The organism is Paractinoplanes atraurantiacus, from assembly GCF_900215205.1.
Taxonomy (GTDB): domain Bacteria; phylum Actinomycetota; class Actinomycetes; order Mycobacteriales; family Micromonosporaceae; genus Actinoplanes; species Actinoplanes atraurantiacus.
In genome coordinates this window covers 259,143-268,868 of sequence record NZ_OBDY01000012.1, presented here as the reverse complement: position 1 = coordinate 268,868, position 9,726 = coordinate 259,143, and the positions used below count along the sequence as shown (strand labels likewise).

8 protein-coding genes are annotated in these 9,726 nt (G+C 72.5%); 4 read left to right on the top strand and 4 right to left on the bottom strand.

Annotation, left to right across the window (positions count from 1 at the left end):
* Positions 1-339: 339 nt before the first annotated feature.
* On the bottom strand, positions 340-1,470 hold the full coding sequence (locus CRP55_RS26650) for a class I SAM-dependent methyltransferase (protein WP_097322854.1): 1,131 nt from the start codon (positions 1,468-1,470) through the stop codon (positions 340-342).
* Between the two features lie 64 nt (positions 1,471-1,534).
* On the opposite strand from CRP55_RS26650, the gene CRP55_RS26645 reads away from it, so the two are divergent.
* Together CRP55_RS26645 and CRP55_RS26640 are read left to right on the top strand one after the other, a co-directional pair.
* On the top strand, positions 1,535-2,194 hold the full coding sequence (locus CRP55_RS26645) for a biliverdin-producing heme oxygenase (protein ID WP_097322853.1): 660 nt from the start codon (positions 1,535-1,537) through the stop codon (positions 2,192-2,194).
* Position 2,195: 1 nt separating this feature from the next.
* Positions 2,196-2,495 (top strand): DUF2470 domain-containing protein, encoded by a 300-nt coding sequence (locus CRP55_RS26640; protein WP_097322852.1) that lies wholly within the window; start codon positions 2,196-2,198, stop codon positions 2,493-2,495.
* A gap of 35 nt (positions 2,496-2,530) precedes the next feature.
* Here CRP55_RS26640 and CRP55_RS26635 read toward each other — a convergent pair whose 3' ends face one another.
* The 3 genes from CRP55_RS26635 to CRP55_RS26625 all read right to left on the bottom strand — a co-directional run bounded on the left by CRP55_RS26635 (position 2,531) and on the right by CRP55_RS26625 (position 5,675).
* A complete protein-coding gene (locus CRP55_RS26635; RefSeq protein WP_097322851.1) occupies positions 2,531-4,498 on the bottom strand; it encodes a DEAD/DEAH box helicase in 1,968 nt (655 codons plus the stop codon).
* A 255-nt stretch (positions 4,499-4,753) separates the two neighbouring features.
* Positions 4,754-4,978 (bottom strand): DUF3107 domain-containing protein, encoded by a 225-nt coding sequence (locus tag CRP55_RS26630; protein ID WP_097322850.1) that lies wholly within the window; start codon positions 4,976-4,978, stop codon positions 4,754-4,756.
* A 37-nt stretch (positions 4,979-5,015) separates the two neighbouring features.
* Entirely contained in the window at positions 5,016-5,675 is a 660-nt protein-coding gene (locus CRP55_RS26625; RefSeq protein WP_097322849.1) for a TetR/AcrR family transcriptional regulator, read from the bottom strand.
* Positions 5,676-5,818: 143 nt separating this feature from the next.
* Between CRP55_RS26625 and CRP55_RS54925 the strand changes: the two genes are divergently transcribed.
* Both CRP55_RS54925 and CRP55_RS26610 read left to right on the top strand, forming a co-directional pair.
* On the top strand, positions 5,819-8,713 hold the full coding sequence (locus CRP55_RS54925) for a hypothetical protein (protein WP_245923385.1): 2,895 nt from the start codon (positions 5,819-5,821) through the stop codon (positions 8,711-8,713).
* Positions 8,710-9,672 (top strand): alpha/beta hydrolase, encoded by a 963-nt coding sequence (locus CRP55_RS26610; protein WP_097322848.1) that lies wholly within the window; start codon positions 8,710-8,712, stop codon positions 9,670-9,672. The genes CRP55_RS54925 and CRP55_RS26610 overlap by 4 nt, the downstream gene beginning before the upstream one ends.
* Positions 9,673-9,726 lie beyond the last annotated feature (54 nt).

Genomic DNA, 9,726 nt, shown 5'->3' with positions numbered 1-9,726 from the left:
CGCCGCGCCGAAACCCTCCCAGCCAGGACCCGGACGGCCACCCGGCCGCCGCAACACCCACCCCACGACCCGCCACGACGTCCACACCGTCACCAGCACGAAACCCGCCAACAGCAACAAAAAACCGAAGAAATCAACCACTCCCCGCCCACGCCGCACCGGTTAAAAATCAAGCTAGGGCCTGTCCTGCCGATCAAGCGGGGCTGCGGCGTGGCCCAGGTGGCGGCTGACGGCAGCCGCGACACACCGACATCCAGCACCGGGATGCCGGCGCGCCGCGCCCGACGCCAGCCACCACCTGGACCTCGCCTCGCACTCGCTTGATCGGCAGGACAGGCCCTAGCCGGCGAGCATCTTCTCCAGCGCCGGCGTTACGCCCCACTGGGTCGTCAGTGCCTCGTACTCCGCCCGCTGCGCGTCGGTGGGCGGAGTCGTGGTCTTCCGGGCGCGCAGCAGCAGGTTGCGCGGCGTGTGAGCCGAGTCGATGAACTCGACCACCTCGACCTTGTAGCCGCGCAGCCGCAACAGGCCGGCCCGCAGCGAGTCGGTCAGCACGTCGGCGAACCGCTCGCGCATGATCGCGTGCCTGGTCAGCTCGCCGAACGGTGCCGGCGCCGGGCGTCCCTTCAGCTGTGCCGCGATGTCGTGGTGGCAGCACGGCGCCGCCAGCACCCATTCGGCGTTCCAGTCCACGGCCCGGGCCAGCGCCTGATCGGTGGCCGTGTCACAGGCGTGCAACGCCAGCACCAGATCGGGGTCGAACGGCACCCGCGCGTCCTCGATCGTGCCCGCCACGAACGTCACATCCTCGGCGCACCCCAGCTCGGCGGCCACCTCGGTGTTGCGTACGCGCTGATCCTCCCGGACATCGACCCCGACGACCTGGACCTTCACGCCCCGGCCGGCCAGATAGCGGTAGGCGGCGAACGTCAGATAAGCGTTTCCGCAGCCCAGGTCGACGACGCGCAGCGGCGACGGCAGCTCGGCCGGCAGTGAGGCGGCCAGGGACCTCAGGAACGCGTCGACCTGGCGGCGCTTGGCCGCGTTGCCGCCGATGACCTTGAAGAGCGGGTCGCCCGGATCGAGCAGCCACTGCTTGGCCCGGTCGTGATCGCCGGCCGCCGGAGCCACGACCGCGGCCGACCGATGCAGCTGAGCGTCACCCTTTTTGGTGACACGCAGTTGCAGCGTGCCCGTCGCCGACTCGACGTGCCAGTTGCCGAACGGCTCCGCGAGCAGCTCGTCGATGACCGGCGAGCCGGGATCGACGTTGCGGGTGAACGGCCGGGAACCGTCGTTGGTGACGATCTGCAACTTCGGTCCGGCCTTGAGCGTCACCGGCCGTACCTCGGCACGAACGATGGAAGGGGTGTGACCACGACGCTTGCCCGCCGCCACCGCACGGGTGAGACCGGGAGCAAGGATCATGTCCCGGACCTCGGCCAGGGCGTCGTCGAGCGATGAGGGCATCCCTCAATGATGCCTCGGAGCGGAAAAGCTACGCTGTCGGCGCGAGAAGCGAGGTGCCACGTCGATGTCGTTGATGGCCGACCCGCCCGGGGCCGACCGGCTCTCCGTCCGCGTGCGCCGCGGCACCAGTGCCTGGCATGACGCCGCCCAGCGCAGCGGCTTCCTCGACGCCCTCGCGGCCGGCCGGCTCGGCTGGGAGGCCTACGCCGATCTGACCGCGCAGCACTGGTTCGTCTACGAGGCGCTGGAGTCGGCCGCGACGACCATGGCCGACGATCCGGTCGTCGCCACCTTCCTCTTCCCCGAGCTGCGGCGCCTGCCGTCGCTCGAAGCCGACCTGCGTTTCCTGTACGGGGCGAACTGGCTCGACCAGGCGACCGCGCTGCCGGCCACGACGGTCTATTGCACGCGGTTGCGTGACGTGGCCTTCCGCGCCGCCACGGGCTTCGTCGCGCATCAGTACACCCGCTACATCGGCGATCTCTCCGGCGGGCAATACCTGGGACCGGCGATCGCCCGGGCGTACGGCCTGCCGAGCCCCGACGGGCACCGGTTCTTCCACTTCGCCGGCGTCGAACCGGCCTCGTTCAAGGCGCACTACCGCGGCCTGCTCGACGGCGTGCCGTGGTCGTACCCGCAGCAGAACGAGTTCATCGCGGAGGTCGCCGAGGCGTACCGCCTCAACATCGGCGTGCTCACCGAGCTGCATCACAAATGGAGCTGACATGACGGATCCGTTCACGCCCGAGGTCGTGGAGCAGATCGCCCGGCACATGAACGGCGACCACGCCGACGACAACGTGCTGATCGTGCGCGCGCTCGGCGGCATGCCGTCGGCGACGGCGGCGCGGGTGTCTGGCCTGGACGCCGACGCGATGGAGTTCGCCGCGGTGGTCGACGGCATCGAGGTGCCGGTGCGCATCCGGTTCTCGGAGCACCTCACCGAGCGCCGCCAGGTGCGCGCCGAGGCGGTTCGGATGTACCGCGACGCCTGTGCCGCTTTAGGCGAAGAGCCCCGCCACTAGGTGACGGGGCTCCAAGACCATTGGGGTGTACGGGGTCAGGCGGTCGTACCGACCCCAGCTTCCGAGCCCCCGGTCATCTCGGCGGGTGCGGCGGCCGCGGCGGGCTCGTCCGACGCCTCGGCGGCGGCGGAACCCGAACCGGATCCCCGGTTGCCCCGGCCCCCGCGACGACGGCGGCGGCGCGGCTGACCGTCCTCGTCGCCGTCCGAGGCCCCCGAGCTGCCATCCGCAGCCCTCGAGCCACCGTCCGCGGCTCCCGAGCCCGACATTTCCGAAATGTCGGAAGGGCCGGACTTGGTGTCGGCGATGTCGGCGGCGTTGGTACGGTCGGCGGCGCCGATTCCCTCGGCTCCGCTGGTTCCCTCGGCTCCGTCTGAGAAGAGCGGTGCGGGAACCCGGCGACGGGTCCGCGTGCGCGGCTTGGCCTCGGCCTGGTCCGCGCTGGGCGCGTCCGAGCCGTCAACCTCGGTCTTCTCGGCGACCGATCCGCCGGTCACGGCCTCGGCGTCGCCCGGCTCCGTGACCCGGCGGCGACGGCGCTGCCGCTTCGGGCGCTCGGCGTCGTCGTCGCCCTGGGAAGGTCCGGAGCTCGAGGGACCGGAGCTCGACGGCGCCGATCCGCCGCGCGACGACCGGCCGCCGCGCCCACCCCGGTCGCCCCGGCCACCCTCGCGGCGACGGCGGCCGCCACCGAGGTCCTCCTCGACCTCGGCCGACAGGCCGGCCCGGCTGCGGTCGGCGGTCGGCAGCGTGCCCGACACATCGGCCGGGATGTCCAGGTCGCTGTAGAGCGCCGGGCTCGTGTGGTACGTCTCCGGCGGCTGCGGCATGTTGAGGCCCAGCGACTTGTCGATGAGGACCCAGCGGGGCATGTCCTCCCAGTCGACGAAGGTCACGGCGACGCCGGTCGCGCCCGCGCGGCCGGTGCGGCCGATGCGGTGCGTGTACGTCTCGGGGTCTTCCGGGCAGTCGTAGTTGATCACGTGGGTGACGCCGGAGACGTCGAGGCCGCGGGCCGCGACGTCGGTGGCGACCAGCACGTCGATCTTGCCGGTGCGGAACGCCCGCAGGGCGCGCTCGCGAGCACCCTGGTTGAGGTCACCGTGCACCGCGGCGACCGCGAACCCGCGGAAGTCGAGGTCTTCGGCGACCCGGTCGGCGGCCCGCTTGGTGCGCGTGAAGATCATCGTGAGGCCGCGGCCGTTGGCCTGCAGGATCCGCGCGACCATCTCCAGCTTGTTCAGCGGGTGGGTGCGGTAGACGACCTGCTTGGTCAGCGGGGACGCGGCACTCTCGGCGGTGTGGCCGGCGTGGATCGTCACCGGGTGGTGCAGGAAGCGCCGCGACAGCGCCACGATCGGGTCGGGCATGGTGGCCGAGAAGAGCATGGTCTGGCGCTGCTCGGGGAGCATGGCCAGGATCTTCTCGACGTCCTCGAGGAAGCCCAGGTCGAGCATGCGGTCGGCCTCGTCGAGCACGAGCGCCTTGATCGAGGTGAGCTTGAGCTGCTTCTGCTTGGCCAGGTCGAGCAGGCGGCCGGGCGTGCCGACCAGGATCTCGACGCCCTTCTTGAGCGCGTCGACCTGCGGTTCGTAGGCGACGCCGCCGTAGATCGGGAGCACGCGAACGCCCCGGGTGCTGCCGGCCGCGGCCAGGTCGCGGGCGACCTGGATGCCGAGCTCACGGGTCGGCACGACGATGAGGGCCTGCGGCTTGCCGTCGGCGCCCTCGGACGGCGCGGTGACGCGCTCGAGGATGGGCAGGCCGAAGCCGAGGGTCTTGCCGGTGCCGGTCGGCGCCTGGCCGATCAGGTCGGTGCCGCGCAGCGCGATGGGCAGCGCGTACTCCTGGATGGCGAACGCCCGGGTGATGCCGGCCTTGGCCAGCGCCTCGACGGTCTCGGCACGGACGCCCAGCTCGGCGAAGGTGGGGCTGTCGACGCGGACCGGAGCGCGATCGGTGACTGGTACCAGTGCGGGTTCGTTGGACTCGATGTCGGTCATGAAGTTTTACGGGTGCCTCTCGTGGTGCGCCCGTGGAAGTCTGGGGCGCGGTATGGGTAGGGCGCGGGCCACACGCTGGAAAAGCGGGCCGCGCGCGCGTTGGCCGCGGCGATCGGAGGAGATCGACGTCGACGGCAACTTCGCCATTCTACCTGACTACACGATCGTGCACCTCAGAGCGGATATACGCCGAGGGCGCCCCCTGCGATGAAGGGGCGCCCTCGGCGGTGCTGAAGCGAATCCAGCGAGCGGATCTCAGCGCGTGGTGAAGCCGAACGGACGGTTGCTCGACTCGGCGATCTCCACGTACGCCACCTTGGCGATCGGAATGATCACCTTGCGGCCCTTTTCATCTGTGAGCGACAGGACGCTGTCCTTGGCCATCGCCTCGGTCACGGCCTGCTCGACCTCCGCCGGGGTCTGCGCGCTCTCGAGCACCAGCTCACGCGGCGTGTGCTGCACGCCGATCTTGACCTCCACGGGGCCCTCCCTTTTCGCGGGTCTACCGCTGGCAAGGCTATCCGATTTCCGACGCCGCGCCCCCCGATGTGCCGCCCTGTAGCGGGAAGCTGGCGATCCCGCGCCAGATCAGCGCAGCTACGAGCGCTTCGGCTTCAGCTTTGGGCGTACGCCGGCCGTTCGCCAGCCAGAACTGGGCCGACTGCCCGGCCGCGCCGACCAGGCCCGAGGCGAGCAGCTCGGCCTGGTCGCTGCTGAGGTTGGTGTCGGAGATGATCGTGTCGGTGACGGCCGCGATGCAGCCCTGCTCGACCCGCTCGACCCGCTGCCGCACCTGGGCGTCGTTGCGCAGGTCGGACTCGAAGACGAGACGGAACGCCTCGCTCTCGTGGTCCATGAAGTCGAAGTACGCCCGGACGGCGCCCTTGACCCGCTCCTTGTTGTCGGCGGTGGCGAGCATGGCGTCACGAACCTTGGCGATTATCGCGTCGCAGTGCGTGTCCAGCAGCGCCAGGTAGAGCTCCAGCTTGCCGGGGAAGTGCTGGTAGAGGACAGGCTTGGAGACGCCGGCCTTCTCCGCGATGTCATCCATCGCGGCCGCGTGGTAGCCGTGCGCCACGAAGACCTGCTGGGCGGCGGCCAGCAGCTGCTTACGGCGCGCGGAGCGCGGCAGCCGGGTCGGCCGTGCCGTCTGGGCCCCGCCGGATGCAGCGGTCATATCTGTCGAACCTCCAGGGGGAGCCTGCTCGGATTGCCCGGATCGGCGTGTGATGCTGTCGTCGGGCAATTGTCGCGCCGCTGCAACTTATCGCCACTGCAACCACACGGTAGCCTCAGCGGGGGCGGAGCGAGGAGCGCGCGGTGGATGAAACAGGACATTCCGGAGACACCGGAGCCGCGGAGGGCGGCGACGGTGGCGAGTCGCGTGAGCGCACCAGGGTGAACGGCTGGGCGACCGCCGACAGCCCCTGGTCCTATCAAGGTCCCGCGGCCGAGCCGGAGTCCGAGGTGCCGGCGTGGCGCCGTCCCGCCGCCGAGAGCCGAGCGTTCCCGCGCAATCCGGCATTTCCGTCATCGGCCGTCCCCGCTTCGAGTGTTCCCGCGCCCTCTCCCGCGCCCGCCCCGCCCGGCTTCGTCGACGCCACCCCGCCCAGCTTCGACCCCGCCCCGCCCGGCTTCGATTCCGCCCCGCCCGGCTTCGATTCCGCCCCGCCCAGCTTCGACGCCGGCCGGACCGGCGAGATTCCCCCTTCCGTGGCGCCCGAGTCACCCGCACCGCGCTGGGACAACCGCCCCCGCTACAGCGACCTGCTCTCCCACCGGGGCCCGCAGTCCGACCCGGCCGTCCCGTCGTCCGAGACCCGCCCGCAGAGCCTGTCCAACTCGCCGACGCCCGCCGCGCAGACCAGCGCGCCCGCCCACCCCGGCATGACCACCGGCGACATCCGCGAGCCCGGCCTGCGCACCGGCGACCCGCTCATGTCCCTGCGCCGCTTCGACGTGCCGACACCCAACAGCGCACCCCCTTATCCGTACGAGGGAGACCTCGACGAGACGCCGGACGCCCCGCCCCCGCCCTCGATCGCCCGGCAGCGCTCCGCCGTGCCGATGGTCCGCCCGGCCGCGCCCGACGCCCGGCGCCCCGAGCGGGAGGGCGGCGAGCCGGCCCGGCACGCCCTGAACACCCCGGTCCAGGGCGTTCCCCGGGTCGAGCGGGTCCGCCCCGAGGCCGCCGCCGAGGAGCCCGAGCCGTCCCGCCCGGCGTACGACCCGTCGAGCTTCCCGCGCCGCCTGTCCTATGAGTCGCCCGTCCCGGCGCCCTACGAGCCGCCCGCCTACGAGCCGCCCTTCGCCGGGTTCGGCAACCGTTCCGGCGAGCCCGACCCGCGAGGGCTGCCCCAGCGCGTCCCGGCCCAGCCGGACGTGCCCCAGGTTCCGGAGCCGCCATTGGTGGAGCCCACCGCCGAGACGCCCGCGCTGGCGCGGATCGCCACTCATCTGCGCCGCGGTGACGTGCTGCCCGTCGAGGAACGCCAGGAGGGTTTCGACGTGCGAGCGATCCTCGCCGCCGTCCGTGAGGTCGAGGGCGTGCGGGACGCCTCGCTGCGCTCCACCCCGGCCGGCGCACACAGCCTGCGCCTCGACCTGGCCGAGGGCGCCGACCCGGCCGAGGTCAGCCGCCAGGTGGCCCGCCTGCTGCAAGACCGCATGGGCCTGGACGCCGCCATGCAGGGCGAGGGCCAGCCCACGCCGGCCCCGCTCACGCCCGCCCCGCCCACGCCGGCCCAGCAGCCACCGGCCGAGTCCCCGGCCCCCGCGCCGGTCTCACCGTCCGCACTGGTCCCTCGCGCCCGCCCACAGGTGCCCGCGGCCCCGCACGCCCCGACCACCTCCCAGGCCGCGACCTCCACCACCCCGGTCTCCCCGGCCCACTCCGCCTCGGCTCCGACTTCCCCGGCCTGGTCTTCTGCCGACTCGGGTTCGTCCTCTCGCGCTTCCGTGGCGCCGACGTCTCCCGCCCGGTCTTCCGCCGACCCGGCTTCGTCCTCGCGTGCTTCGAGTGCGCCTACCTCTCCGGCCTGGTCGTCCACCGATCCGGCTTCGTCCTCGCGTGCTTCGAGTGCGCCTACCTCTCCGGCCTGGTCTTCCGCTGACTCGGGTTCGTCCTCCCGCGCTTCCGTGGCGCCGACGTCTCCCGCCCGGTCCTCCGCTGACCTGGGTTCGTCCTCGGCGCCGACGTCTCCCGCTCGCGGCCTCTCCGCCCCCACCTCAGCGCCGCCGCAGCCGCAGGCGCCCGTCTCCGTTCCGCCGGCCGCTTCCATTCCATCCGGGCCGGCGCGCCCCGACTCGCTGACCCGCCCCGACACCCTGGAGCGTTCGGACTCGGCGGCGCGCTCGGAGACGGCATCACGCTCGGACGCGACACGCTCGGATTCTGGGGCGGGGCCCGACGCGGTCCGCTCGGCTCGGGGCGCGCGCTCGGACGCGACTCGCTCGGATGCGGGTGGGCGCTCGGACACGACTCGCTCAGATGCAGGTGCGCGCTCGGACGCGACTCGCTCAGATGCGGGTGCGCGCTCGGACGCGACTCGCTCAGATGCGGGTGCGCGCTCGGACGCGACTCGCTCGGATGCGGGGGCAGGCCCGGACGCGGCGCGCTCGGATTGGGCCGCGCGATCCGGCGGGCGGAACGCCGCGACCACCTCGGCGCCGGCGCGTCCGGCTGAGTCGCAGTCCCAGCGGGCCGAGCTTTCGGCGCAGCACTCCAAGCCGGAGAGCTCCGAGACCCTGGAGGGCGCCGAGGTCGACTGCGGGCCGCCCCGGCCGCTCTACCCCGGTGAGCATCCCGGGCCCCGCGTCGTCATCGAGAATGTCCAGGTCAACACCTTTGGGGCCGACGCCACGGTCGAGGTCAAGCTGGCCGTCGGCCCGCGCGCCGCGTCCGGTGTGGCCACCGGCCCGGCCGTGGACGGCTATCTGCTGCGCCTGTGCGCCATGGCGACCGCCGGCGCCGTCGACGAGTTGCTCTCCGCCTCCGATCACCCGGAGGGCCCGGCCCGGTGCTTCGTGGAGCATGCCGCCGCCGTCCCGTTCGGAGCCTCCCAGGTCGCCGTCGTCGTGCTTCTGCTGTCGTGCGGCGGCTGGGTGGAGCAGCTGGCCGGGTCGGCCGTGGTGACCAGCGACGACCGGCACGCGATGGTCCGGGCCACTCTGGCCGCGGTCAATCGCCGGCTTGAGGCACTCTTGACTCGATGAGAGGCGCGATCCTGGCCCCCGACAGCGCACTGCTGCCGGAGGGCGAAGCACCAGCACCCTGGCCCGCCCGCCGGGTCACGATCGGCGGGGCGATGCTGCACGTCCGGGACACCCCGGGCACCAGCTCCACCGCCGAGCCGGCCGTCTACGTCCATGGTCTCGGCGGTTCGTCGCAGAACTTCACCGACGTCGCCGGCCTGCTCGCCGACCGGTTCGACGCGCAGGCGGTCGACCTGCCCGGCTTCGGCTACAGCGACCCGAGCCCGCGCTATTCGATCCCCTCGTTCGCCGCGACCCTGATCGGCTACCTGGAGCACGACGGCCGCGGGCCGGTCCACCTGGTCGGCAACTCGCTCGGCGGCTCCATCGCCGTGCGCGTGGCCGCCCTGCGTCCCGACCTGGTCCGCACCCTCACTTTGATCTCTCCCGCGATGCCGTTCCTCGACCCCCGGCGTACGGCTCAAGGACCGGTCCTGCCCTTGCTTGCCTTGCCTCGCGCCGACCGCTTGCTGGCGTGGGGGATGGCCCGGCTGACCGCCGAGGAGATGGCCGAGCAGGTCCTCGCCGCGTGTTTCGGCGACACCAGCAAGGTCACCCCGCAGCGCCGGGCCGAGGCGATGGAGGAGATCAAGCTCCGCTACACCGTGGCGCACTATCCGAAGGCCTACCTCGGTACGCTGCGCGGCCTGGTCTCCAGCTTCCTGCGGGCCTATCTGCCGGGGCCGAACTCGCAGTGGCGCCTCGCCGCCCGGGTCGAGGCGCCGACGCTGGTCATCGGCGGCCTGAACGACAAGCTGGTCGACGCCCGGGTGCCGGTGCAGGTGGCCCGCACGATCCCGGACTCCCGCCTGCTGATCCTGCCCGGCGTCGGCCATGTGGCCCAGATGGAGGTGCCGCGCCTGGTGGCCCGCGCCGTCGTGGGCATGCTGGACGACGTCGCCGCCGCGGTCGCCCGGTAGCGAAACGGATTACACAAGATCCATAGGGCGCGACAGCGTTCGCGCCGTGTGCGA